The 25,720-nt window shown below is 44.6% G+C and carries 21 protein-coding genes; 12 read left to right on the forward strand and 9 right to left on the reverse strand.

The annotated features are described in order from the left end of the window. Positions 1-18 precede the first annotated feature (18 nt). Both DRB05_RS22490 and rpmE read right to left on the reverse strand, forming a co-directional pair. Positions 19-1,260, reverse strand: coding sequence for a malic enzyme-like NAD(P)-binding protein (locus DRB05_RS22490; RefSeq protein ID WP_128728888.1), 1,242 nt, complete (start codon positions 1,258-1,260; stop codon positions 19-21). Positions 1,261-2,031: 771 nt separating this feature from the next. Beyond that, complete coding sequence (gene rpmE / locus DRB05_RS22495) at positions 2,032-2,247, reverse strand: 50S ribosomal protein L31 (protein WP_010607053.1); 216 nt, start codon at positions 2,245-2,247, stop codon at positions 2,032-2,034. Positions 2,248-2,461: 214 nt separating this feature from the next. Here rpmE and priA point away from each other — a divergent pair, with 214 nt between their 5' ends. The 5 genes from priA (at position 2,462) to DRB05_RS22520 (ending at position 7,530) form a co-directional block, all read left to right on the forward strand. Then, positions 2,462-4,633 carry a primosomal protein N' gene (priA, locus tag DRB05_RS22500; RefSeq protein ID WP_128728889.1) on the forward strand — a complete coding sequence of 724 codons (2,172 nt, stop codon included), beginning with the start codon at positions 2,462-2,464 and terminating at the stop codon, positions 4,631-4,633. A gap of 13 nt (positions 4,634-4,646) precedes the next feature. After that, the gene (locus DRB05_RS22505) at positions 4,647-5,177 is read left to right on the forward strand and encodes an SPOR domain-containing protein (protein WP_017217264.1); all 531 of its coding nucleotides are present in this window, start codon (positions 4,647-4,649) and stop codon (positions 5,175-5,177) included. Positions 5,178-5,247: 70 nt separating this feature from the next. Continuing rightward, positions 5,248-5,766, forward strand: coding sequence for an ATP-dependent protease subunit HslV (gene hslV / locus DRB05_RS22510; protein WP_010368932.1), 519 nt, complete (start codon positions 5,248-5,250; stop codon positions 5,764-5,766). An 11-nt stretch (positions 5,767-5,777) separates the two neighbouring features. Then, positions 5,778-7,106 (forward strand): HslU--HslV peptidase ATPase subunit, encoded by a 1,329-nt coding sequence (gene hslU, locus DRB05_RS22515; protein WP_128728890.1) that lies wholly within the window; start codon positions 5,778-5,780, stop codon positions 7,104-7,106. 49 nt (positions 7,107-7,155) lie between these two features. After that, positions 7,156-7,530 (forward strand): DUF971 domain-containing protein, encoded by a 375-nt coding sequence (locus DRB05_RS22520; RefSeq protein ID WP_128728891.1) that lies wholly within the window; start codon positions 7,156-7,158, stop codon positions 7,528-7,530. Here DRB05_RS22520 and DRB05_RS22525 read toward each other — a convergent pair. The 4 genes from DRB05_RS22525 to DRB05_RS22540 form a co-directional block, all read right to left on the reverse strand. Then, on the reverse strand, positions 7,527-8,045 hold the full coding sequence (locus DRB05_RS22525) for a GrpB family protein (protein ID WP_128728892.1): 519 nt from the start codon (positions 8,043-8,045) through the stop codon (positions 7,527-7,529). The two genes, DRB05_RS22520 and DRB05_RS22525, sit on opposite strands and share 4 nt — an antisense overlap. Positions 8,046-8,133: 88 nt before the next feature. Next, entirely contained in the window at positions 8,134-10,014 is a 1,881-nt protein-coding gene (locus tag DRB05_RS22530) for a methyl-accepting chemotaxis protein (RefSeq protein ID WP_128728893.1), read from the reverse strand. A 105-nt stretch (positions 10,015-10,119) separates the two neighbouring features. Further along, on the reverse strand, positions 10,120-11,172 hold the full coding sequence (locus DRB05_RS22535) for an MJ1255/VC2487 family glycosyltransferase (protein WP_128728894.1): 1,053 nt from the start codon (positions 11,170-11,172) through the stop codon (positions 10,120-10,122). Continuing rightward, entirely contained in the window at positions 11,169-11,693 is a 525-nt protein-coding gene (locus DRB05_RS22540; protein WP_128728895.1) for a phosphatase PAP2 family protein, read from the reverse strand. Before DRB05_RS22540 ends, DRB05_RS22535 begins: the two co-directional genes overlap by 4 nt. 158 nt (positions 11,694-11,851) lie before the next feature. On the opposite strand from DRB05_RS22540, the gene rraA reads away from it, so the two are divergent. Next, positions 11,852-12,355, forward strand: a complete 504-nt coding sequence (gene rraA / locus DRB05_RS22545; protein WP_010607046.1) for a ribonuclease E activity regulator RraA — start codon at positions 11,852-11,854, stop codon at positions 12,353-12,355. Between the two features lie 18 nt (positions 12,356-12,373). Beyond that, positions 12,374-13,429, forward strand: coding sequence for an arginase family protein (locus DRB05_RS22550; protein ID WP_128728896.1), 1,056 nt, complete (start codon positions 12,374-12,376; stop codon positions 13,427-13,429). Positions 13,430-13,473: 44 nt separating this feature from the next. Here the strand turns inward: DRB05_RS22550 and DRB05_RS22555 are convergent, their stop codons facing one another. Together DRB05_RS22555 and hutI are read right to left on the reverse strand one after the other, a co-directional pair. Continuing rightward, positions 13,474-15,258, reverse strand: coding sequence for a GGDEF domain-containing phosphodiesterase (locus DRB05_RS22555; protein WP_128728897.1), 1,785 nt, complete (start codon positions 15,256-15,258; stop codon positions 13,474-13,476). A 24-nt stretch (positions 15,259-15,282) separates the two neighbouring features. Beyond that, positions 15,283-16,506, reverse strand: a complete 1,224-nt coding sequence (gene hutI / locus DRB05_RS22560) for an imidazolonepropionase (RefSeq protein WP_128728926.1) — start codon at positions 16,504-16,506, stop codon at positions 15,283-15,285. A 111-nt stretch (positions 16,507-16,617) separates the two neighbouring features. Between hutI and hutC the strand changes: the two genes are divergently transcribed. From hutC to hutH, 3 genes are all read left to right on the forward strand, one after another. Further along, entirely contained in the window at positions 16,618-17,379 is a 762-nt protein-coding gene (gene hutC, locus DRB05_RS22565) for a histidine utilization repressor (protein WP_128728927.1), read from the forward strand. Between the two features lie 160 nt (positions 17,380-17,539). Then, positions 17,540-19,219, forward strand: a complete 1,680-nt coding sequence (gene hutU / locus DRB05_RS22570) for a urocanate hydratase (RefSeq protein ID WP_128728898.1) — start codon at positions 17,540-17,542, stop codon at positions 19,217-19,219. A 2-nt stretch (positions 19,220-19,221) separates the two neighbouring features. After that, a complete protein-coding gene (gene hutH, locus DRB05_RS22575; RefSeq protein WP_128728899.1) occupies positions 19,222-20,754 on the forward strand; it encodes a histidine ammonia-lyase in 1,533 nt (510 codons plus the stop codon). Here hutH and DRB05_RS22580 read toward each other — a convergent pair. After that, complete coding sequence (locus DRB05_RS22580) at positions 20,746-21,543, reverse strand: NADP-binding protein (protein ID WP_128728900.1); 798 nt, start codon at positions 21,541-21,543, stop codon at positions 20,746-20,748. The two genes, hutH and DRB05_RS22580, sit on opposite strands and share 9 nt — an antisense overlap. A 127-nt stretch (positions 21,544-21,670) precedes the next feature. On the opposite strand from DRB05_RS22580, the gene DRB05_RS22585 reads away from it, so the two are divergent. Beyond that, the gene (locus DRB05_RS22585) at positions 21,671-23,701 is read left to right on the forward strand and encodes a methyl-accepting chemotaxis protein (protein WP_128728901.1); all 2,031 of its coding nucleotides are present in this window, start codon (positions 21,671-21,673) and stop codon (positions 23,699-23,701) included. 108 nt (positions 23,702-23,809) lie between these two features. Further along, positions 23,810-25,180, forward strand: a complete 1,371-nt coding sequence (gene hemN, locus DRB05_RS22590) for an oxygen-independent coproporphyrinogen III oxidase (protein WP_128728902.1) — start codon at positions 23,810-23,812, stop codon at positions 25,178-25,180. Positions 25,181-25,720 lie beyond the last annotated feature (540 nt).

Genomic DNA, 25,720 nt, shown 5'->3' on the forward strand with positions numbered 1-25,720 from the left:
TGGATAATACCATTGGTATTATTCCATATATCCAGCTGGCATGTCGATTTGTGCCACGCCTGATTCAATTGCAGCTGCCGCTACCGCTTTTGCAATACGAGGTAACAAACGTGGGTCCATTGGTTTTGGAATAATATACTCAGAACCAAACTCAAGGCTATCCACGTCAGCCGCTTTTAACACTTCAGCAGGCACAGGCTCTTTAGCAATCGTTCTAATTGCTTCAACCGCTGCAATCTTCATCTCGTCATTGATAGCAGTTGCACGTACATCAAGCGCACCACGGAAGATAAACGGGAAACACAGCACGTTATTTACTTGGTTTGGATAGTCCGAGCGACCAGTCGCCATGATCAAATCATTACGTGCACCGTGTGCAACTTCAGGGCTGATCTCTGGATCTGGGTTAGAACAAGCAAATACCACAGGCTTGTCAGCCATTAACTTTAGATCTTCAGCAGAAAGTAAATCTGGGCCAGAAACACCAACAAATACGTCCGCATCTGCAATCACGTCTTGTAACGTACGCTTATCCGTGTTGTTTGCAAACAGCTCTTTGTATTCATTTAGGTCATCACGGCGAGTGTGGATCACGCCTTTTCTGTCCAGCATGTAGATGTGCTCACGTTGAGCGCCGCACTTGATCAATAATTCCATACAAGCAATAGCGGCTGCACCCGCGCCAAGACACACAATAATCGCATCGTGAATATCTTTACCTTGGATTTCCAACGCATTCAGCATACCCGCAGCGGTTACAATTGCAGTCCCGTGCTGATCATCATGGAATACAGGAACGTCACAACGCTCGATTAGCGCGCGCTCAATCTCAAAGCACTCTGGCGCTTTAATATCTTCAAGGTTAATACCGCCAAACGTGTCTGCGATATTTGCCACCGTATTGATGAAGTCTTCGGTGGTATTGTGCTTAACTTCAATATCGATTGAATCAAGGCCCGCAAAACGCTTAAATAATAGCGCCTTACCTTCCATGACAGGCTTTGACGCCAAAGGACCTAAGTTACCCAAGCCAAGAATCGCCGTACCATTACTGATCACCGCAACCATATTTCCTTTACCCGTGTAACGGTATGCATTCGCCGGATCAGCCGCGATTTCACGTACTGGCTCTGCAACACCAGGGCTGTATGCAAGTGCTAAGTCTTTTACGGTCTCGGCAGGTTTAGTAAGTTCAACACTGATTTTACCTGGAACGGGCTTCTCGTGATAATCTAGAGCTTGTTGACGAAAATCTGTCATGGCGCGATATTTTCCTACGAAGTTAATGTGAGAGTGTGGTAAACGTTCGCATTCTGAATGTTGGCAACCTATCAGGCAGGTTAGAGCAACACACAGTGCGATTAACTATATGAGCGACGACATTCAACCACTCAACAAGCCTATGTGCTTTGCTGTCGTGGTATGTCAATAGGACATATAGTTAATCGACCGTATTCACACAATACCGAGTTTTACTCATTATTCAAGTAAAATCAGGTCTATCCACTAGCACGGTATTTTCTATACTTTTCCGAGAAGATAAGCTCAATTTTAAGAAATATTTCACAAATAAAATGGCTAAAACTTAAAAAATAAAACCCTAAAACGAACTCGAAATGTAGAAAATTAGCACAAATGTACACCAATTATAAAAACTATAAGAAAATAACAACTTAATTAATTTTAACGTCAAGATACCTACTTTTAATCGCAATATAGTGACTTTATTTTATATGGGGTGCTCATACCTGATACTATTTACTATATGAGCTTTGATTATTTTCACAACTTAAGTTCGTAAATGTTCAGTATTTATCTACTAAATAGAGTTTTTACTCTACTCAAGAGATCAGTAAAGTTTTGCTGCCAAACTGGCAAGTTTTTTATTTTAGAAGAATAAAAGGCACAATGAGACGGGAAGACTGACAATCTGTCTGTTGACGCAGAATAGGATGTATAAATCGGGAAAGTATTTTCAAACAGGCACAAAAAAAGCACCCTAAGGTGCTTCTTTCGACTAGACCAACAAGATTACTTCTTGCTGCTAAGTGCACCGAAACGCTTGTTAAAGCGATCTACTCGGCCACCTGTGTCAAGGATCTTCTGCTTACCAGTGTAGAACGGGTGACATGCAGAACATACGTCTAGGTGAATATCTTTACATAGCGTTGAACGAGTTTCGAACTTGTTACCGCAAGAGCACGATGCAGTGATCGTCTCGTAATTAGGGTGAATACCTTCTTTCATAGCAACCTCTAGTTAAGGCCGTATCGCTCTCCAAACCCGAAGTCTGGCACCATACGTAGTTATACAAAAATGTGGACGCGTATTTTAGTGCTTAACTGAACAATCTACAAGCAATATTTCAGAGTTTTTTATCACCGCCTCTGAGTACGTTTTCAATTCGTACCGCCTTAGGTATATACTTCGTCACTGCGCTCACTTTATGGAATTGTAATACATGCTCATTCTTGAAGTAGCTTTAAAGCTGCCACTGCACCGAACATTCGACTATTTGCTAGCACCAACCATGCAAGTTGAAGCAGGAATGAGAGTCACCGTCAATTTTGCCAACCGTCGCTGCACAGCGATTGCGCTTGCTAAAAAAGACGACACCGATGTACCAAAAGAAAAACTCAAGCAAATTATTGAGGTGTTGGACGAGCATCCTGTCTTTAATCAAGCACAACTTAGCTTTTTACACTTTGTCTCCCAGTATTACTGTCATCCAATTGGCGATACCTTATTCACAGCACTACCGGCAGTACTCAGAGATGGTGGAAGCCCAGACAAAACTCAGATCCCTATCGTCAGATTAACGGAAAAAGGGCAGAAACTACCAACACTGCGAGCCAAAAAGCAACAAGCACTGCTTTCTCAATTATATGAAGGTGGTGCAATAAAGTTAAGTGAACTCAAAGCGCTCGGGTTTGCTAGCCAAACAATTAAAGCATTGGAAGAAAAAGCGCTTATCTCACAATCTATTGAGCATGATAGTGATTGGTCGCAAAACGAATTACAGCTAGGCGAAAAGCCACGCCTAAACGACCAGCAAGCGACTATTTGTAGCGCCGTTAATGCACAAGTCGGTTACCGTACCTTTTTAATCGAAGGTGTAACAGGAAGTGGTAAAACCGAAGTCTACTTACAGAGCCTTGAAAACATAATAAAAGCGGGTAAACAAGCACTGATCTTGGTGCCTGAAATTGGGCTCACACCACAAACGGTCAACCGCTTCAAAAAACGCTTTAATAACCTGCCCATTGATTTATGGCATTCAAACCTAACCGATAACGAACGCCTACATACTTGGCGTCGCGCCGAAAAGGGTCTGAGCGCTTTGGTCATCGGTACTCGCTCGGCCATTTTTTTGCCATTTCAAAATCTCGGCATGATCATCGTTGACGAAGAGCACGACAACTCGTTCAAACAGCAAGAAGGCCTGCGCTATCACGCCAGAGATCTCGCTGCATTTCGAGCGCATCAGGCACACTGCCCCTTGCTTTTGGGAACAGCAACACCGGCATTAGAAACATTACACAAAGCCATTACCAACAAATATCAACTCGTCACATTGAGTAAACGAGCGCAGACCCAGCACGATAACCAATTTCACCTTGTAGACATGAAAGGTCAGCCAGAACAAGGCGGGTTTTCACCAATGAGTTTACATTGGATGGAAAAAACACTCGCTCGCGGTAAGCAGGTTATGGTGTTTCTAAATCGTCGGGGGTTTGCACCCACATTGATGTGTCACGAATGCGGATGGCTTAATACCTGTAAACATTGCTCAACCAGCGCCACATACCATAAAAACATGAACCGCTTGGTATGCCATCATTGTGGTGAGCAGGACTTTGTACCGCGACAGTGTCCAGATTGCGGCAGCACCCAAATCATGCCCACCGGGCTTGGTACAGAACAACTCGAAGGCTTTTTAAGCGAACGCTTCGATGATATTCCCGTTACTCGCATTGACCGAGATTCTACGCGCCGTAAGGGCAGCCTTGAAAGCGCCCTTGAAGAAATTAATCAAGGTGGCGCGCGAATTCTGGTCGGCACTCAAATGCTTGCCAAGGGCCACCACTTTGCCGATGTCAGTCTTGTTATTATCTTAGATGTGGACTCAGGACTTTACTCTTGCGACTTTAGAGCAACCGAGCAAATGGCGCAGCTTATTACGCAAGTTGCTGGACGAGCCGGACGCGCCGGTGAAGCGGGAACCGTGTTATTGCAAACGCATTTTCCAGAACATCCATTATTGCAAGATTTAATCAATAATGGTTATGGCGACTTCGCGCGATATGCCTTACAAGAGCGTGAAGAAGCTATGCTTCCCCCCTTCGCACACTTAGCTATCATCCGCGCCGAAGCAATAAATATAAATACAGTATTGCGCTTTTTGTCGGATTTGGTTCCAGCTACCCCCTATCCTGGTATACAATTGCTGGGTCCAATTCCAGCACCACTTGAACGAATAGCTGGAAAGTTCAGATATCAATTACATATACACGCACAACAACGCACTGTGCTGCGGGACTACCTTTCGCAACTCGCGCGCTATATCGCTACGCATGAGTCTGCCAATCGAGTACGCTGGAGCATAGATGTTGATCCAATGGATAGCTATTAAAATCAAATAACCTATGGCACAGCACGATTACATCAATAAGAAACCTAAAGGCAAGGGGAAAGACAAGCCAGAAAAGTCGGCGAAATTTCCTGTTATTGCTGCTATTTTTGCATTTCTACTGATCGGTGGGTTTGCCTACGGTCTTTGGTTTATAAAAACCAATGCCGATCCTAAAGAAGTAGAGCAAGCCAAAAATCCGCACCCAGTTGCCGAGCAAAAGGTTATTAAACCAAAGCCTCGCCCACCTGAGTTTATTGAAGAAATTAAAAATCATGAAATCAAGGTCGAAGTTAAAGAGATCGAGAGCAAAGGTCCCTATCAAATGCAGTGTGGTTCATTTAGAACCCATAGCCAAGCCGAAGCTATGAAAGCCAAAGTTGCGTTTGCTGGATTAATCGCGGAGATCCGCCGTACCGAAGGGAGTAACGGTGTCTGGTATCGTGTCCGTCTTGGTCCCTACGATACCAAACGTTTAGCCGAGAGCGATAAAAACAAGTTGCAGCGTGTTGGGATATTTGGCTGCGGGATTTGGGGCTGGACTTGATTTTTATAAGTCTACCCATATTTCCTACTAATCTAGAGCTACACGGGCACAGGCCCAAATAAGGATTACTATGACTACCATCGTTAGTGTTCGTCGCGATGACAAAGTGGTTATCGGCGGTGATGGCCAAGTTTCGCTTGGTAACACAGTTATGAAAGGCAACGCACGTAAAGTACGTCGTCTATACAATGGTAAAGTACTGGCAGGTTTTGCTGGCGGTACAGCTGATGCATTTACATTATTTGAACGCTTTGAAGCAAAGCTTGAGATGCACCAAGGCCATCTCACTAAAGCAGCCGTAGAAATGGCAAAAGACTGGCGTACCGACAGAGCATTAAGAAGGCTTGAAGCCCTACTTGCGGTAGCCGATGAAACCGCCTCACTTATCATCACAGGTAACGGCGATGTGGTGCAGCCAGAGCATGACCTTATTGCTATCGGCAGTGGTGGTAACTTCGCACAGGCAGCTGCAACCGCACTACTTGAAAATACCGACTTAAGTGCGAAAGAAATCGTGGAAAAGAGCCTGAAGATCGCTGGCGATATCTGCGTATTTACCAATAATTTCCAAACTATCGAAGAATTGTAATAGGACTCGTCATGACAGCTATGACTCCAAGAGAGATTGTGCACGAGCTTGATCAACACATTATCGGTCAGGACAAAGCCAAAAAAGCCGTCGCGATTGCACTTCGCAACCGTTGGCGTCGTATGCAGCTTGATGAAGAGCTGCGTGCAGAAGTTACACCAAAGAATATTTTGATGATCGGTCCAACGGGTGTGGGTAAAACTGAAATTGCCCGCCGTCTAGCAAAGCTTGCTAACGCACCATTTATCAAAGTAGAAGCGACTAAGTTCACCGAAGTGGGTTATGTTGGTAAAGAAGTCGAAACCATCATCCGCGATCTAGTCGAAGTTTCTTTTAAACTAACACGTGAACAGCAAACCAAGAAATTCAAATTCCGCGCTGAAGAAGCCGCCGAAGAGCGTATTTTAGATGCACTTTTGCCACCAGCAAAAGATGCTTGGGGTGAGTCTCAGCCAAATGAAAATTCGTCAACACGTCAAGTATTTCGTAAGAAACTACGTGAAGGTCAGTTAGACGACAAAGAAATTGAGATCGACATCGCAGAAACGGCGCCTCATGTTGAGATCATGTCTCCTCCTGGTATGGAAGAAATGACCAGCCAGCTACAGAGCATGTTCCAAAACATGTCGGGTGACAAGAAAAAGAACCGTAAGCTGAAAATTAAAGAAGCACTTAAGCTCTTGATTGAAGAAGAAGCTGCAAAGCTTGTTAATCCAGAAGAGCTTAAAGAGCAAGCTATTGAGTCAGTTGAACAAAACGGTATCGTGTTTATTGATGAAATCGATAAAATTTGTAAGCGCGGAGAATCTTCTGGCCCAGATGTTAGCCGTGAAGGTGTACAACGCGACTTACTACCACTTATCGAAGGTTCAACCGTTAACACTAAACACGGTATGGTAAAAACCGACCACATTCTATTTATCGCGTCAGGTGCGTTCCAAATGGCCAAGCCGTCGGATTTAATCCCAGAACTACAAGGTCGTTTACCTATTCGCGTTGAACTAGAAGCACTAACTGCGGGTGATTTCAAACGTATTCTAACTGAGCCAAATGCATCTCTCACAGAGCAGCAACAAGCGCTACTTAAAACAGAAGACGTTACTATCGACTTTACCAATGACGCTATCACCAAACTGGCTGAAGCTGCATATCAGGTCAACGAGAAAACTGAAAACATCGGTGCGCGTCGCCTTCACACTGTGATGGAAAAGCTGATGGAAGAGATTTCATTCGATGCTAGTGAAAAGGCCGGTGATACCTTGACGATTGATGCCGCCTACGTTGAACAGCATTTAGACATGCTTGTTCAGGATGAAGATTTAAGCCGCTTCATTCTCTAAATGAAAATAAAAAGCGGAGCAAAGCTCCGCTTTTTGAGTTATACCAATTATGTATCAAGTCACCAAACTTCATTATCATAAGCTCAGTAAAGTGCTCGATGTTTATTTTGAGGACGGCCGCCGCTTTACACTAAGTGCCGAATTCTTGCGAACTCACTCACCATCAGCCGAAGTACAGGGCCATAGTCCAGCGCAAAAGCAACTCGTGTTAAACAAACAGAATGTCGCTATCAAGACAATTGACCCCGTTGGACACTATGCTGCACGCTTTGTTTTTGATGATGGTCACGACTCAGGGCTCTACAGCTGGCAATACTTATATTCCATAGCTACACAGCACGATGCGCTATGGCAAGAATACGTAAACGCGGTAGAAGAGTATCAAGCCCAAAAGGACAGCGTACCTATCAAGTTTGTGCCTTAACCAAACCGCCATAACAATGCATGCTGCTCGTGGTACTGAATAAAGCCACTCTTAAATGCAATGTACTTCTCCATATCTTGGTTACAGGCGTTTACAGCTTCTTGCTTAACCTTAGCGTATTGCCTCGCTATATCTGGAAAAGTAATTAAATAGTCACGAAAGGCAAGGTGACGTTTAACTCCGTCAGAACCGGCTAAAAATGCATGCAGATGATGAGTTCTAGACACTATGCCTTTACGAAAATAACGACGCCCAGCAATATCAAACTCTCCCATTATCTCATAACCTAAATCACGCAGCTTTTCTGACTCTATGTCTAATTTATCTAAGTCACTTACTTCCAGTAGCATATCAATTATTGGTTTAGCACATAGCCGTGGAACCGCTGTACTGCCTATATGGTGTAAAGCAGCTACATTTGCCTTGGATAGATGAGCGAGTATCGTCTGTTTCTCTTTGTTGAACTGGTGCGGCCAATCCGAATTGTAACTTACCACTGCTATGTTGGTATTCATTTAAGCGATGCCGTTCTTGCGTCTAAATAAAAGCCCCACTATAAATAAGTGGGGCTTTTATATAAAGAACCTCAGATTGAATTGGTGTTTATACTTGATACTTAGCCACGGCTTCGTGTAATACGCGCGCTTGCTCTGCGACTTCTTCACTACTTTGTGCGTTAGAGTGTGCATGCTCAGAAGCGCTCTGTGCAATATCTCTGATTTTTACTACATTCTTGTTCACTTCAGAAGCAACTTGGTTCTGTTCATCAATTGCCGTCGCAATATGTGTACTCATTTCCATAATAGTTTGTACATCTTGGGTGATCATGCTGAGCAATTCCCCTGCTTTTTCAGCTTGCGACACACTTTCATTACCCTGCTCACGGCATTGATCCATGATATTCACTACTTCTCGTGTACGCTGTTGCAGTGTAGAAATGATGCTTTCGATTTCTTGTGTGGAGTCTTGAGTACGCTGCGCAAGTGACCTAACTTCATCCGCTACAACAGCAAAACCGCGACCTTGCTCACCTGCCCGCGCAGCTTCAATAGCAGCGTTTAGCGCAAGTAAATTTGTTTGCTCTGCAATACCACGGATCACATCCAATACCGAGCCTATGGTTTCACCATCCCGCTCTAGCTGAGCAACGACGTTTGAGGCACCACCCAACGATTCCGATAACTGCATGATGTGCTCAATTGTTGCAGTGACCTCACGGCGACCTTGTTGCGCATTTTCATTCGTTGTCTCGGCTTTATGCGCCGCTTCACCCGTATTGTGAGAAATGTCTTGGATCGTCGCTTGCATCTCAGTCGCAGCCGTTGCGACCATATCCGCTTCGTGCAACTGCTCAGCCATACCAGCGCTCGTTTGAGCAGTTGTCTCTGTTAAATGATCCGTGGCTTCATTAATCGTTGCCAACGCCCCATTCACATCCGCAATAAGATCTCTAAAGTCAGAAATCAAGCTATTAAAATCACGGGTCATAATAGTGATTTCGTCATTGCCTCTTTGCTCAATTTGCAGACTTAAATTATTTTCACGGCGAATGCGTTCAATGGTTTGATAAACACGCTCTACAGGTTGAATAATTGAGCGACTGGTCGATAGCACAAGCGTCATCACGATAATACTTGCAACAATAAATACACCAATGGCGAGCATCTGAGTTTGATCTACGTTCTCTTTAATCTCTGCTTTTGCCTGTTCCACTACTTCAGAGACCACCGCATCACTTTTTTCAACACTTACCTTCATCTTGCCTAGCGCACCGCTCGTCAAATCTAAGCCGAGTGTCTCCTGAGCTTTAACTAAACTCGCAAATTTGGATTGATAGGTGTTCAATAAGCTAAGCAACTTAGATTGATATTGAGCGTTAAACCCAGCACTACGAATTTCCTGAGAAAACTGTGCAACTAGCTCGTCAAACCGTTTCAAGTATTTGATATCAAAACGTAGCATAAAGTCTTTTTCAGCTCGACGAAGCTGTAGCATAGTTGAAAGGAGTTGATAGTTCTGCTGCTCTTTTAACAGTGTTTCTACCTCATGTACCGCGCCACGAAGCTCACCGTAAAGCGCATCTTTTGGATGCAAGCCGATTGTTTTTTGTAACTGCACCACTTTTTGAAAGTCATCGTAATAACTTTTTGCTAAACGTTCAAATTCGTTGATCCGACCTAAATCGACATCAAAATCAGAAAAAGTACCTTGCAACAAAGCGAGCTTTGTTTGTAGCTCTCGATACTCGTTTTCAAACTCATCGAGTGAATCTACCTGCTTGTAAAAAAGGAAGTTTTTCTCGTGTTTGCGCATTGCTAATTCATGAATGTCGAGCTCTTCTGCATATTGAATGGTTTCATTCAATTTCAGCATAGTACGAGCTTCGTACATAATCATAATTAACATAACAACCAAGGCAATCCCTACCACTAATGCATTCACTTGCAAACGACGTCTGATAGTCAGATTTTCTAATACCGCCATCGGCTTACCTACAATGTTAATAGACTGGCTAAAGTATAGCTGAAGCCTTCCGCCCTTGCCTCATAATAGGTAATTATTCTGGGTTCATATTACAAAATAATATATTTACGCCGCTTTTACATACAAGTTATTAACACCACACCAAAGTTGACTGTGCAATAAATCAACATTGTGCCATTGACGTCCTAATAACCAGTCCACTAGCAAGCTGGGATCGGATGGAAAATAAAACGATGCTTTCGCGTCCGTTCGCAGCCATTCTTCCAACGCACCAGCATTGAGGTAATTCATTACTTGGGCATGACCAAGCTCGGCTAGCGTCTGTGCATTATTTTGCTGTTCGAATTGACCATCTAATGGCTTAAGTAGCAGTTTCTTACCGAGTTTTAATGCTTCACTAGAAAGCTCAAATCCGGCATTTGCAACTACACCACTGGTATTTCTAAGGTCTTGAATAAACCCAGAGCGACTTGGTTTTCTCAGATGAATATGTTGCAACGAAGCGTTGTCGGCATCTGGGTGATAGCAGTAAAATTCCTTATCGGGGAAATCTTTTAACAATTCAATAATGCTATCCAAAGCTTCAAACGGCAGATAAACCAGGACTTTATTAATTATAGATGCACACTGCTCTTGCTCTGCCTCATAAGGAATAAAAGGCGGAATAATATGCTTATCAAACGGCTGCCAATGCACACCCAGATGAATATCAGCTGGTGCAAAATAACGGATCAAAGCTCTATGCCAAGGCTGTACGGCAAATTGTGGAACTGCATCATATAAATATGACGCTTGATGACTCATAGCTATCACCGGAACCTTTGCCAGCTTTCCAGCCCATGCACTGACAGGTTCAAAGTCGTTAAAGATCAGATCATAACCTGATACATCTAACTTTTTTACATCGCGGATAAACTCACCAAACTTGAGCGATTGGAAAGTTTTTAAACGATTTAATTGGCCACGCTCGGTAACAAATGACAACCCTCGGCAACTACGATAATCACCAAAGTCATGCATATCAAAATAATTTTCCGAAGGGCGCCCTGAAAAAAAGTAGTCAACAGAAATTCCCATGTTGCGAAAGCAATTTGCCATTACCCGAGCTCGAGTAGTATGGCCATTTCCCGTTCCTTGAACACCATATAGTATTTTCATACGCTTCCTAATATCACTATCGCTAAACTTGCACAAGCAACACCCATTGCCGCACCAAGCACCACATCAAGTGGATAATGTACCCCTACAATTACGCGTGACAATGACACCCCTGAAGCCCAAACCATCAACGGAAATGCAGCCAGTGGAATTTGCTCCATCAGACAAGTTGCATATAGCCAAGCACCAGCACTATGCCCCGAAGGCAGACTAAATTTATCACTCGGCGTCAACAAGGCTTTCACCGCGTAACAGTCACATGGCCGTAATCGTGCAAAACGATTTTTGAGATAGAAGTAAAGCGGCCTTTCAATTGCAAAGGCCAAAATCACGGTGAGTGCAAATTGCTGACCTAGCTGCTCCAAAAACAGAGCGCACGCAATTGCGACCAACACATAAAGTCCACCGTTGCCACTTTTGGATAGACCTAATGCTATCAATCTAAACCAGTTTCTTGGTTTAGGGCAAAACACTACAAAGTATAATGCAGCGTCCAGCTCGGCTAGTTTTGCTTTCATCATTCGAGTCACGCCTAATTGCTCACAATATCAGCATAGAAGAGCAAAATAACAAATGGGTGACACTTTTAAGACACAAATATGTAAGTTGAATCAAAGCATTGCTAAGCACAAGTATGAGAGTATACTGGTTATCGACAATCAATATTCGAGGATTCAATATGGAATACAGCACTTCTGATCTTTGCGACCACTTTGCTGATGTGGTTGATGTGCTAGAGCCTATGTTCATCAATTTTGGCGGCCAGACGTCATTTAGTGGTCGTATCACTACCGTCAAATGTTTTGAAAACAATGAGCAGATCCAAGATGTACTACAACAAGACGGTACCGGTCGTGTGCTGCTCGTTGATGGTGGTGGTTCAACTCGTCGTGCACTGGTTGATATTGATTTAGCTGAGCTGGCGGTCGAGAACAACTGGCAAGGCATCATCGTTTACGGCGCGGTACGCCATGTTGATGAACTAGAAGAAAGCGATATTGGCATTCAAGCAATCGCTTCTATCCCAGTGGCAGCGGATAGCAGTGGCAGCGGTGAAGTTGGCATTCCCGTTAATTTCGCAGGTGTCTCTTTTTACGAAGATGATTTTGTTTACGCCGACTCCACGGGCATTATCATCTCTGCGGAAGAGTTAATTTTAGAAGATGATAACGAAGACAATTAGGCACTAGAAGTAACAGTCATGAGTACAGCAGTCCGTATATATGATGAAAGCGATATTGCCACTTTTGTTAGCGCCAGAGCCGGTGAAACCAGAATTTGGCAAAGCATAAGCTTTTTACAATGTGATCATGACTACGCAGCTTCGCTTAGAGACGCGGCCCAGTTTGGGATCCGCTATGTCTTGTTGGGGATCCCCGAGGATATAGGTCCACGCGCCAATTGCGGGCAAGGTGGTGCCGAGCTTGGTTGGCAAGCCTTCTTAAAACGTTTTTTAAACCAGCCCGATAACCAGTTTTTGTCGGGAGATAAGATTTTACTGCTAGGCGAAGTGGATACCCATGCTATTCAAACGCGCGCACTATCGCTCGATAACACCAATAGCGAACAACTAGCGCAGTTACGCACTCTCTGTGCCGACCTAGACAACCAAGTGATTGCAACCCTAGTACCTATCTTTGCTGCAGGCTTAGAGCCAATCATCATCGGTGGCGGTCACAATAATGCTTTTGGTATTTTGCAGGCACATTTTGAGGCCAGTAAACGTGCCGCAGGTGCCATCAACTTTGATCCTCACGCTGACTTTAGAGCTTGTGAGGGAAGACATAGCGGCAATGGCTTCAGTTACGCGCATCAAGCTGGTAGCTTGTCTCATTATCATGTCATTGGCTTGCATGAGCACAAAAATAACCAGACAATCCTTACTCAATTGCAAAGCGCTGGATTCGGGTTTTCAAGTTATCAAACGATAAAAACCAGACAAACTCAGAGTTTATCTGCATCACTCGACAAAGCGTTGGCAACAATGCCAAGCGACATTCCATTAGGCGTAGAGTTAGACGTTGATGCCATCGTCGGTATGCCTGCAAGTGCCCTGACCTATCAAGGCTTCACAAGTAGCGACGCCGAATATTTTGTTTACCGTATGGCTCAGGCTCGAAATGCTAAATATTTGCACTTATGTGAAGCAGCCCCGGCTAGACACCCACTTGGTGAGCAGGCGGGTATTGAACATTGCGGCCAAATACTAACGAACCTTGCGAACGCTTATTTAAGTACCCGTCAACAGAGGCGCTAAACACTGTCGCAGCCAAAACCTATGTAAAGGTAAGTCGCTCCTAGTTATTGAGGCAGCCTTTGTTTCAGCCAGCTGATCAAAATATTGCTGTTCTGTGGCCGAGAAAAGTAAAACCCTTGCGCTGCCACCGTACCAATGCTTTTTACAAACTCGAGTTGCCCGAGAGATTCAATACCTTCGCCAATCACGCGACAGTGCTTTTCTTGATGCATCTCTACAATGCCTTTTACCAAGGATTTGGTATGCCCCATATACTCAGGTTCTTGCGTCATATTGCGCGACAGTTTCACGTACTCAAAACGCAGTGCGGGTAATTTAGCTAGCACCAGCGGCGCATCACCAAAACTATCGACGCACATTTTTACACCCAAATTCTTCAAACGACTGATCATCGCAATTTCTTGCTCATCTAGTTCTGCAAGCATACAAGCTGGACATTCGATAATGATAGCGCCAGGGCTTAACTGATGGTTGAGCATGGTGTAGTCAATAAACTCGATAAAGCTTTCGCTCAAGAGCTCAGCACCAAAAACATTAATGCTGATAGGAACGCTGATCCCTTCCATTTTCAGTGCCAATGCGATTTCGCAAGCACGCTCTAGTACATATTCAGCAACGGGAATGGCAAGTCCAACTAAACGAATATCATCAATAAACTCATTGGCACTTAAAATCCCTTGCTTTGGATGCTGCCAGCGCAACAGTAATTCCACAAACTCAATGCTGTTATCTTCATGACGAACGACAGGATGGAAATAGAGCTCAAATTCAGATCTAAAGTTGATTTTAGCTAACTCCGACAACCTCACCTGTTGCTCCAAGCGATGAATTTGCATACGTTGTTGGTAGGGAACAACTTGTTGCTGACCATACTGTTGTGCTTCTGATTGTGTATCCAGCGCTAAAAATACACAAGAAATCAGATTCTCAAGCTGCCCCATCTCTTCATCGCAATTCACGTAACTCGCACGCATCATGATCTCTAACGTGCAGCTACCAACATTGAATGGCTTTAAAGTGCTGTTTGATATTTCCTCTATCAGCTGCTCATGAAAGTGCTTACCATGCTTTAGCGAACATACAAACGCAAAGTTAAGACCACCTAGATGCGCCATTTTCGCAGTTTCATTGCCATGAGTGATGGCCATAACATCACCTGATTGCAAACATTGCGCAATACGATTAGCCGACTGAGCCAACAGCAAGTCACCAAACTCACGCCCTAAATGAAAATTCACCTGCTCGAAGCCCATGAGACGAACAAGCACGAGCATACAAGGGCTCCCTTCCGTTTGGCGATATTCATTAAAAGCACGTTTAAAGCTTTGCCGTCCAGGTAACCCCAAACTTTCATGCTCGGTGTGAGAATCATCGTGTTCTTTCAATTCAAATTCACTTGCGCTGCTATACGCTTGATAGGCAAGAAAAAGAACATACATAAATACGATAACAATTGCACCATGTTGTGCAGGAAGCGCCCACAGATATTCAGATACAGTCCACATTACCAAAGTGATTATTGCCGCCGCACTTATTAATAACAAACCACTTTTATGCTCCTGCAGACCATGGAACAAATACAGAAGTAGCGTCAAAGTAAGTAAATGTAATGTAGTGATATTGCCCGTAAAGGCGAGCAGTATTGCAAGTGTTGCACTGCTAAAGTGGGCCAACTTGAGCATACCAGAGGGGCGCTGTAGCATTAATGCTAACACCCCCATTAAAATGGCTCCGGTCATACCTGCCATCATCGGTGTAATTAGTATCGCAATTCCTTCAGACAGCAATAATTCCGTGGCTCCGCCACTAGCTGTTGAAAATGAAAGCATAATTTGTTGCTTATAAAAGGATCATTACTGATTAAGTTTACCCAAGATCCACAAATTTGACAGGTCCGCTACACCAAATTGATAACTTAACTGTGCAGGATGGGTAATGTCCCATAACGCTAAGTCCGCCCGCGTTCCAACTTTCAATACTCCACGGTCGCTCAACCCCAAGGCTTTCGCAGCATTAACTGTAACACCGCTAAGCGCTTCTTCCGGTGTCATTCGAAATAATGTACATGCCATATTCAGCATTAATCGCAGTGAGCACAAAGGCGCAGTACCTGGATTGAAATCGCTAGCAAGTGCCATTGCTACTTTGTGCTTTCTGAGCAAGTCAATTGGTGGCAATTGCGTTTCTCGTAGGAAATAAAAGGCGCCGGGTAAAAGTACCGCAGTAACATCCCCGTTCGCCATTGCTTCCACACCAGCTTCATCGAGATATTCTATATGATCCGCTGAAAGCCCTTTAAACTTTGCCACCAGCTCGCTGCCATGTTGATTAGATAGCTGCTCAGCATGACATTTAACCTGTAACCCCAACTGTTGTGCTCGAATAAATACTTGCTCGGTTTGCTGATAGGTAAATCCGACGTTCTCACAAAATACATCAACAGCCGTTGCTAATTGGCGTGAAGCAACTTGTGGCAGCATCTCATCACAGACTAAATCAATGTAGGCTTGGCTATTGTCTTTGTATTCTGGGGGTAATGCATGCGCGCCCAAGAACGTGCTATGCACATCAATCGGGTGATGCTCATTAAGGAGCTGATTAATTTCTAGCAGTTTTAGCTCATTTTCAACATCAAGGCCGTAACCCGATTTACTTTCAACCGTGGTAACCCCTTCTTTGAGTAAACTATTCAAGCGGTTCTTAGCGTTAACATACAGCGTTTCTCTGTCTGCTAATCGTGTCTCCTTAACGGTACTTGCGATACCACCACCTTGCGCGGCAATCTGTTGATATGACGCCCCCAGTAATCGTTGCTCAAATTCGTTGGCCCGAGAACCTGCAAATAAAATATGCGTGTGACAGTCGATTAACCCTGGGGTCAACCATTGGCCATTGGCTTTATGAATAGGGGTTGCAATGGCGTCAACCTCAGGTAGTTCACTACGAGGGCCTAACCAATTAATTTTGCCATCTTTAATGGCAATCGCTGCGTTTTCTATCGCACCATAAGGAGTATCCAAATTGGGATCCATAGTTGCAATATTGACATCGATAATAAGCAAATCGGCTTCTAACATCATACTTGTCCTAATCTAAATCAAATCCATATGCCAACACATTAAAAGAAACTCGCTCACTGCGAGGTTTATTCATTGAGTCTATCAGGGATACTTGTATATACAAGAGAAGTGTGCCATCTTTATTTACATAAATATGAACTCGAGACAACAACTGTGCCTGAGCTCCCTAAATTTGCGCTGATAAAACAACATATTATCGATAATATTCGCGCCGCGCGCTGGCTTGAGAACGAGCGCGTTCCGTCGGAGAATGAGTTAGCTGACCAGTTTAATGTTAGCCGAATGACCGCAAGACGAGCATTGAGCGAGCTAACCGAAGCCGGAATTTTAACTCGTAGCCAAGGTCTAGGTACTTTTGTTGCCAGTTTTAAATCTCAGTCTTCGTTGCTTGAGATCCGCAACATTGCCGACGAGGTCAACGCACGCAATGGCAAATACTCTTGCACCGTACTAACGCTTGAGCTTATTGCGGCAGTAGCGCCTATCGCCATTGCACTGGGTGTAGAAGCGGACGCACCAGTCTATAGAAGCGTAATTGTACATAATGAAAATGAACAACCACTGCAAGTCGAAGAACGCTTCGTCAATCCGCAGTTGGCACCAGAGTATTTAGACCAAAACTTTGAACTGACTACCCCTCATGAATATTTATCTCAAGTCGCACCACTCACAGAGGCTAGACACACCGTTGAAGCAGTGATGCCATCACCAGAGGTTTGCCAGTGGCTTGGGCTTTATAATGAAGAACCATGCTTACAAATGATCCGCCGAACTTGGTCTGCAAAAGGCATTGTTAGTTTCGCGAGATTAATTTCGCCAGGCAGTAAATATCGCTTAGGTGGTCATCTCACCTTTAAGCAAAGGTCGTAACACATAAAGTGTCGCCAAACATCGCGACAGGTAAATCAAAACGACATGGCGGCCTAGATTGCCATGTAATACAAATAGACTAACAACCTAGCGAAACTAAGCAATCGCAACAACTAGTAGACGTTTCACTTAGGTTGTATATACAACAGGAGAGAGCAGAATGAGTGATAACCCAAGATTAGACCCTAACCGCGAGATCCGCGCGCCACGAGGTGCAGACATTACCGCAAAGAACTGGCTGACTGAAGCGGCAAAGCGAATGTTGATGAATAACCTTGACCCTGAAGTTGCTGAGCACCCAAATGCACTAGTAGTTTATGGCGGTATTGGCCGCGCCGCTCGCGACTGGGCATGCTTCGATAAAATCGTCGAAACGTTAGACCGCTTAGAAGAAGACGAAACCTTACTGGTGCAATCAGGTAAACCTGTTGGCGTATTCAAAACTCATAGCAACGCTCCTCGCGTCTTAATTGCTAACTCAAATTTAGTACCACATTGGGCTAACTGGGATCACTTCAACGAACTCGATAAAAAAGGCCTGATGATGTACGGCCAGATGACCGCTGGTTCATGGATCTATATTGGCTCACAAGGCATAGTACAAGGCACATACGAGACCTTTGTAGCTATGGCAAAGCAACACTTTAATGGTGAGGCAAAAGGCAAGTGGATCTTAACGGGTGGCCTTGGCGGCATGGGCGGCGCACAACCACTCGCAGCAACTATGGCAGGCTTTAGCGCCCTCGTTGTTGAGTGTGATGAGTCACGAATCGATTTTCGTCTTAACACACGCTATGTCGACCGAAAGGCAACCACACTTGATGATGCGTTAGCTATCATTGATGAAGCGAAGGCTGCAGGACAACCTGTATCGGTTGGCCTGCTGGGCAATGCAGCGGATGTTTATGCTGAATTGGTTGAGCGCAATATCACGCCTGACGTAGTGACCGACCAAACTTCTGCACACGACCCATTAAACGGCTACTTACCGCAAACGTGGACTATGGCTCAAGCAGCCGCGCTTCGCGAAAGCGATCCACAAGCGGTTGTAAAAGCCGCAAAACAATCTATGGCGGTGCAAGTACAAGCCATGCTAACGCTGCAATCGCGCGGGGCTGCAACAACTGACTACGGGAATAACATTCGCCAAATGGCCTTAGAAGAAGGGGTTGATAACGCCTTTGATTTCCCGGGTTTTGTTCCTGCCTATATTCGTCCACTATTTTGCCAAGGTATAGGTCCATTCCGTTGGGTTGCACTGTCTGGCGATCCTGAAGATATTTATAAAACAGATGCGAAAGTTAAAGAGCTTATCCCAGACGACCCACACCTTCACAATTGGTTAGACATGGCGCGCGAGCGCATTCAATTCCAAGGCCTGCCAGCTCGTATTTGCTGGGTTGGACTGAAGGACAGAGCCCGTTTAGCAAGAGCATTCAACGAAATGGTCAAAAATGGAGAGCTCAAAGCACCGATTGTGATTGGTCGGGATCACTTAGATTCAGGCTCTGTAGCCAGTCCAAACCGTGAAACGGAATCAATGATGGATGGCTCAGATGCAGTATCGGACTGGCCGTTACTTAATGCCTTGTTAAATACGGCTGGCGGTGCAACTTGGGTCTCGCTGCATCACGGCGGTGGCGTCGGTATGGGCTTCAGTCAACATTCGGGGGTCGTTATTGTCGCAGATGGTACAGACGAAGCAGATGCTCGCTTATCTCGCGTACTATGGAATGACCCAGGTACCGGTGTAATGCGTCATGCCGATGCCGGCTATGACATAGCCAAAGACTGTGCGAAAGAACAAAAACTAGATTTACCTATGCTGGAAGGAAAGTAAGTATGTACTCACTGAATTTAATCCCAGGCCAACTGACTCTAAGCACGTTACGACAAGTCAATCAACAGCCTGTTCATCTCAGCTTAGACGAGTCAGCGAAAACCGCTATTGCTAACAGTGCAGACACCGTTCAGCAAGTTATCCAAGAAGGACGCACCGTTTACGGCATTAATACGGGTTTTGGCTTACTGGCCAACACCAAAATTGCAAAAGACGAATTAGAGTTGCTCCAACGCTCTATTGTACTGTCGCACGCAGCCGGTATTGGCGAGTTAATGGACGATAACACCGTTCGACTAATGATGGTGCTAAAAATCAACTCGCTATCTCGTGGTTTCTCTGGGATCCGCTTGGATGTAATTGAGTTCTTAGCGGCCTTGGTTAATGCAGAAGTCTATCCTTGTGTGCCCAAGAAGGGCTCCGTTGGAGCATCTGGCGATCTCGCCCCACTATCGCACATGTGTTTACCAATCCTTGGCGAAGGCCAGGTTCGCTATCGTGGCGAGCTTATCGATGCCATCGATGGGCTAAAAATAGCTGGACTTGAACCACTTACTTTAGCTGCAAAAGAAGGCCTCGCACTACTTAACGGTACACAAGCATCTACTGCTTTTGCACTGCAAGGCCTATTCAGAGCTGAAGATCTTTATGCGCAAAGCTGTGTCGTAGGTTCGATGAGCATTGAAGCGGCTATGGGCAGCCGTTCGCCATTTGATGCGCGTATTCACGAAGTCCGTGGTCAGCAAGGTCAAATCGACACCGCAATGGCGTTTAGAGATATCTTACAGACTCGCTCAGAAATAAGTGATGCTCATGTTGATTGTGAAAAAGTACAAGATCCTTATTGCTTGCGTTGTCAACCACAGGTGCTTGGCGCCTGTTTAACCCAGATCCGCCAAGCCGCTGAGGTGATCCTCGTAGAATCCAATGGGGTAACAGATAACCCGCTGGTATTTGCTGATGCTGGGGATATTATTTCTGGCGGCAACTTCCATGCTGAGCCTATCGCGATGGCGGCTGATAACCTAGCGCTTGCCATTGCTGAAATTGGTGCATTGGCTGAACGTCGTATCGCGCTGCTTATTGATTCGAGCTTATCAAAACTGCCTCCCTTCTTGGTTAACAATGGCGGTGTAAACTCGGGCTTTATGATTGCGCAAGTCACCGCTGCAGCACTGGCCTCTGAAAACAAAACACTCGCACATCCAGGCAGTGTTGACAGCCTCCCAACCTCGGCAAACCAAGAAGACCATGTTTCTATGGCAACCTTTGCGGCAAGGCGCTTACAGGAAATGGCTGACAACACCCAAGGTGTACTCGCAGTTGAATATCTTGCTGCAGCGCAGGGGTTAGATTTTAGAGCGCCACTTAAGCCGTCCGATAAAGTGGCTACAGCTCAGCAAATATTACGTGCAGTTGTGAGCTTTTATGACAAAGATAGGTATTTTGCACCGGATATTGAAAGTGCTAATGCGTTACTGGGTCAAGCTGCACTGGCGCACTTGCTACCAGCACAACTCTTACCTTCAACCTAACTCAGATTCATTAACAATCGGATGATGGTAGGCAAAGCCGAGTTCGGTAATACGCTCGGCTTTAATAATACGCGATTCCTCTTTTGACGAAGCGAAACTTGGCATCTCATTCCCTAACTTTTCACAGTGATATTGATAAAACGTCTGTCTCGTGGGGTGTGCTGGATAGCAAACATTATAAATGTCTGCAGCATCCTGCCACTGCGCGATCACGGTATTGATTGCAGTAACAACATCGCCCCGGTGAACCATATTCACTCTACCATTTGCTGAGCTAGACAAAGTCTTTCCTACTACAAATCGCCCAGGCTCCCTATCCGGACCTTGAAGACCTGCTAAGCGTACAACCTTGCCGCCTGCGTTAAGCACCATCTCTTCAGCAGTTCTAAGTATATCAACACGCCTGTTGGCTTTATCCGCTAACTTACCTTGTTCATCATACTCACCATTTTCGGTGCTATAAACCCCAGTGGTCGAACACAATAAGAAGCCTGCTGCTGACATCTTCTTTGCAAGTAACAATACCTGCTCTAGCGTTTCTAAATAGTTACTATCAACATGCCTAGCTCTTGGTGGGATCGCACATACCCAATACGCGTCGTGTAAAGAAATTGAGTGCGCTAAAGTCCCATTTTCAGTTAAGACCAGCTGCCTTGACCAGCTATGCATCTTGTTTGCTTGGGTTCTGGTGCCTTCGACTTGCCACCCTTGAAACTCAGCTTCGCGACACAACGCTGCACCGAGCCAACCCGCGCCCAGTACGACTAAACTACGATTTAATACTTTCATATGGATATTGCCTTAACCAGGAAGTTACCTTGTATTATCTATGTAAAAGAAGTTAACGCAAACGGTGGCGTTCTCTTTTTATCTATGGTTTGATTACCGCTTGCATAAGCTAAAAATAAGAACTGTCATGCTTGAGAATTTATCCCTTAGAAAGAAAATATTGCTGCTAATTGGCGGCACCATTTCCGTATTATTAATTATCGTATCAAGCTTTTTCGTCAGCCATATTGCAACGCTCTCTCGAGATGGTATTGAGCGAGAAACGCAAAGCTATATTCAAGCCGAAAAATTAGCGATGGAAGCATTTTTTGGCCAATACGGCAAAGTAGTTGAAACCTTTGTTTCTACGCCTCACAACATTCATTGGTTTGAAAATTACAATACCCGTGGCGCCGATCTGACTAAAGATAAAGACTATCAAGAGGTCAATGAAGACTTAGTTAGAATCGCCAAGGGTGATGACAATATTCTCTCAGCCTTTATTGCCTCAGCAAACACCGGTGAATATTTTAAAGAAAATGATCGTACCTCAGCATATTCAGATGGCAGACCTTACTATGCTTATAAACGCCCATGGTGGCAAGATACGCTTGATGTAGGTAAATTGTATGTCGGTCCAATTGCAACCGATATCAATACCGGTGCGGTGTCTGCAGTGATCCGTCAACCTATCTACAATAACAGCGGTAAACTCGTAGCTATGGGTGGCGTCGACTTACAGATCAATAAATTGAACGATATGGTTGAACGTATCAAATTTCAAGATAAAAGTTTTGGCTTTTTGCTCGATGGTGATTTAAATGTTGTACATTTATCCAAGCGTACTGGTCATTCACTCTCTACCACTGATGAAGGAGAGAAAGGCAAAGAAGGTTTAGATGGCCTTGAATCTCAGTTTGCCAATACATCAGGCTTTGACGATCTGAATGCCGCTATCAAACGTAACCCCGTTGGCAATAGTACGGTCACGTTCAAAGGGGAAGCGTATTATGTTGTTTATGACAATGTAAAATTAGACAACCCCCTATTAAATTGGCACGTTGGCCTACTCATTCCGGTGTCGCTGATCGAAGCGCCGGTGAATGACGCCGTAATGAGCACAATCACAGCCTTGATTATTATCTTAGCCATTATCGTGGCAATGATCTTACTCGCCACGCAAATGATCACTAAGCCGATTGTAGCGCTTACCGAAACCATGCGAGACATCGCATCAGGTGAAGGCGACCTGACTAAACGTATCGATATCACCAGTAAAGATGAAGTTGGTCAACTCGCGCTGCATATGAATACCTTCATCGATAAACTTAGAGCAATGATGCTCGATACCGCAGCACAAGCTGAGCAATTAAGTAATGCTTCCGCCCAATTGCGTGAAGTATCAAACAATACTAACAGTGAGATTCAGCGCGAAAAGGAACAGGTAGATAGCGTAAGCGCGGCAGTGACCGAGATGGCAGCTACAGTGACTGAAATCTCACGTAATGCACAAGAGACCAACCAAGCCGCTGATGTCGTGCAACGTATTACCAATGAAGGTGCGGGACGTTCATCACAAGCTCAAGAAGTCATGACTGAACTTGCACTTCATATTGGTGAGGCTGCAAAAGTGGTTGCCGGACTTGAACAAGAAACCAGTAACATAGGTGCCGTTATCGATGTGATTAACGGTATTGCTGAACAAACGAACTTACTGGCACTCAATGCTGCCATAGAAGCCGCCAGAGCGGGCGAGCAAGGTCGAGGCTTTGCGGTGGTTGCTGATGAAGTCAGATCGCTTGCAAGCCGCACGCAAGAGTCTACCGATGACATCCGCAATATGATCTCTCGTTTACAGCAAATTGCCCAACAAGCTTCAGTGATGATGCAGCAAGGTCAAGACCGTGCAGAGGGGACCGTGGAGGAAACTCAGGCCGTGCTGGATGCCTTGAAAGAAATCACAGAGTCGGTCACAACAGTACAAGACCAGAGTCATCAAATTGCGACATCAACAGAGCAGCAAACCGTTGTTGCAGAAGATATTAACAATAGTCTTAACCAAATAAATGAACTCGTTAATAGCACTGCCAACCACGCCAATGTACTGGCAGATGAAGCCCGCGACTTGAACGACTTAGCCAAGGCACTGAACTCAACGGTCAACCAATTTAAGCTTTAATCAAACACTAAAACACGTCGCAATCGCGGCGTGTTTTGATCTGAGGCAAATCTAACCCAGACGGTAAAAAGTACACTGATACTCTAATAAAACTCGAGAGTGCGTATCGTGATTAATTTACCTATTTGGAATGATTCCCTTATCAACAAGTACAATATATCTGGTCCTAGATATACCTCATATCCAACGGCCCTGTCGCTTGAGTCTGGTTACAGCCAAAACGAATTACAAGCTGCTATTACAGGCTCTAAATCTCGCTCACTCTCGCTGTATATTCATATCCCTTTTTGTCATCAACTATGCTACTACTGTGGCTGTAATAAAATCATTACTCGTCATCAATCCAAAGCTGACGTTTACCTCGATTACTTAGCACAAGAAATCGCAGCAAAAGCACCGCTATTTTCTGAGTATTGTGTTGAACAACTTCATTTAGGCGGTGGGACACCAACTTTCTTAACTACAGAGCAAATGACACGTCTAATCGAAATGCTGAATAGTGCATTTAACTTCTCTCAAAGTGCACAACGTGGTATTGAAATAGACCCAAGATCACTTGCGCCAAATATGATGCGCCATCTATATGAGCTTGGATTTAATCGTGTGTCTTTTGGCGTACAAGATTTTAATGATGAAGTGCAAGCCGCGGTAAACCGCCCACAGCATCTAGACGAAGTGCTGGCCATCTTAACTGAAGCGAGAACGCTCGGTTTTAAATCTATTAATATGGATATGATCTATGGGCTACCATTCCAAACGGTAGAGAGCTACAAGCAAACGATTGAGCAACTTATCGCGCTTTCTCCCGATAGAGTCTCTGTATTTAACTATGCCCATCTTCCGGATAGATTTGCAGCACAGCGAAAGCTAAAAGAAGCCGATATGCCAAGTGCGGGAGAAAAACTTGAGATCTTTAAGCAAACACTGGAACAGATGACCTCCGCTGGGTATCAATTCATCGGCATGGATCACTTCGCCAAAAAAGACGATGAACTGGCTATGGCGCAAAATGAAGGGCATCTACACCGTAATTTTCAGGGCTATACCACTCATGGCGAGTGCGACCTATTGGGCCTTGGTGTGTCATCCATTTCCCAAATAGGTCATATGATCTTACAAAATGAAAAAGAGTTAAAACTTTATTATCAGGCTTTAAGTGATAAAAGATGTGCGATCACTAAAGGGATAACCTTAAATGGTGATGATGAAATACGCGCGGCTGTGATCAAACAGCTTATTTGTCACTTTGAATTAGATAAAAAGGTGTTCGAGCAACGCTATGATATAAATTTTGACGAGTATTTTGCTCAGGCACTTAACGCACTAGAGCCGCTAGCTGCTGATGGACTGGTAGAACTGAATGAACACACCATAAAAGTCACCAGTAGCGGTAATTTATTTATTCGCATTATTTGTATGTGTTTTGATGCCTACCTACAAAACCAAGTAAAAAACACCCGCTTCTCTCGCGTTATTTAACCACTTTACCCTCTCAAAGTTACAACAAACTTAGCCATTCGATATATCGAATGGCTAAGTTTTTGGATAACAGAGCTGTCGAATAGCGCTTCGCTTATCCTAATCGATGGATACACCACCTCCGACCATACTGCGTGCTGATGTGGTAGTAGGAGTGAGCTTGCCTCGCGAGGTTTTATATCTCAAATCTCTATGCCCCAAACAGCAAAAAACCCGTCGCATTGCTGCAACTGGTTTCTCTAATAAGGCCCTGACGATGTTCTACTTTCACATGGGAAGCCCACACTATCATTGACCGGGGCCGACCCTTCGGCTGTTTTGTTTCACTTCTGAGTTTGGGTGACAAGAAACCGAAGCAACGCTTCGCAGTTCGGGGAAATGAGCGCATGGATACGTGAAGGGGAGATACTCATGGAAGTACTTTACTTCAAACGCAAAAAAGCCCGACTCTCTCGAATCGGGCTTTCTCTAATAAGGCCCTGACGATGTTCTACTTTCACATGGGAAGCCCACACTATCATCGACGCTGTTTTGTTTCAC

This window comes from Pseudoalteromonas sp. A757, assembly GCF_004103285.1.
Classification (GTDB): Bacteria; Pseudomonadota; Gammaproteobacteria; order Enterobacterales; family Alteromonadaceae; genus Pseudoalteromonas; species Pseudoalteromonas galatheae.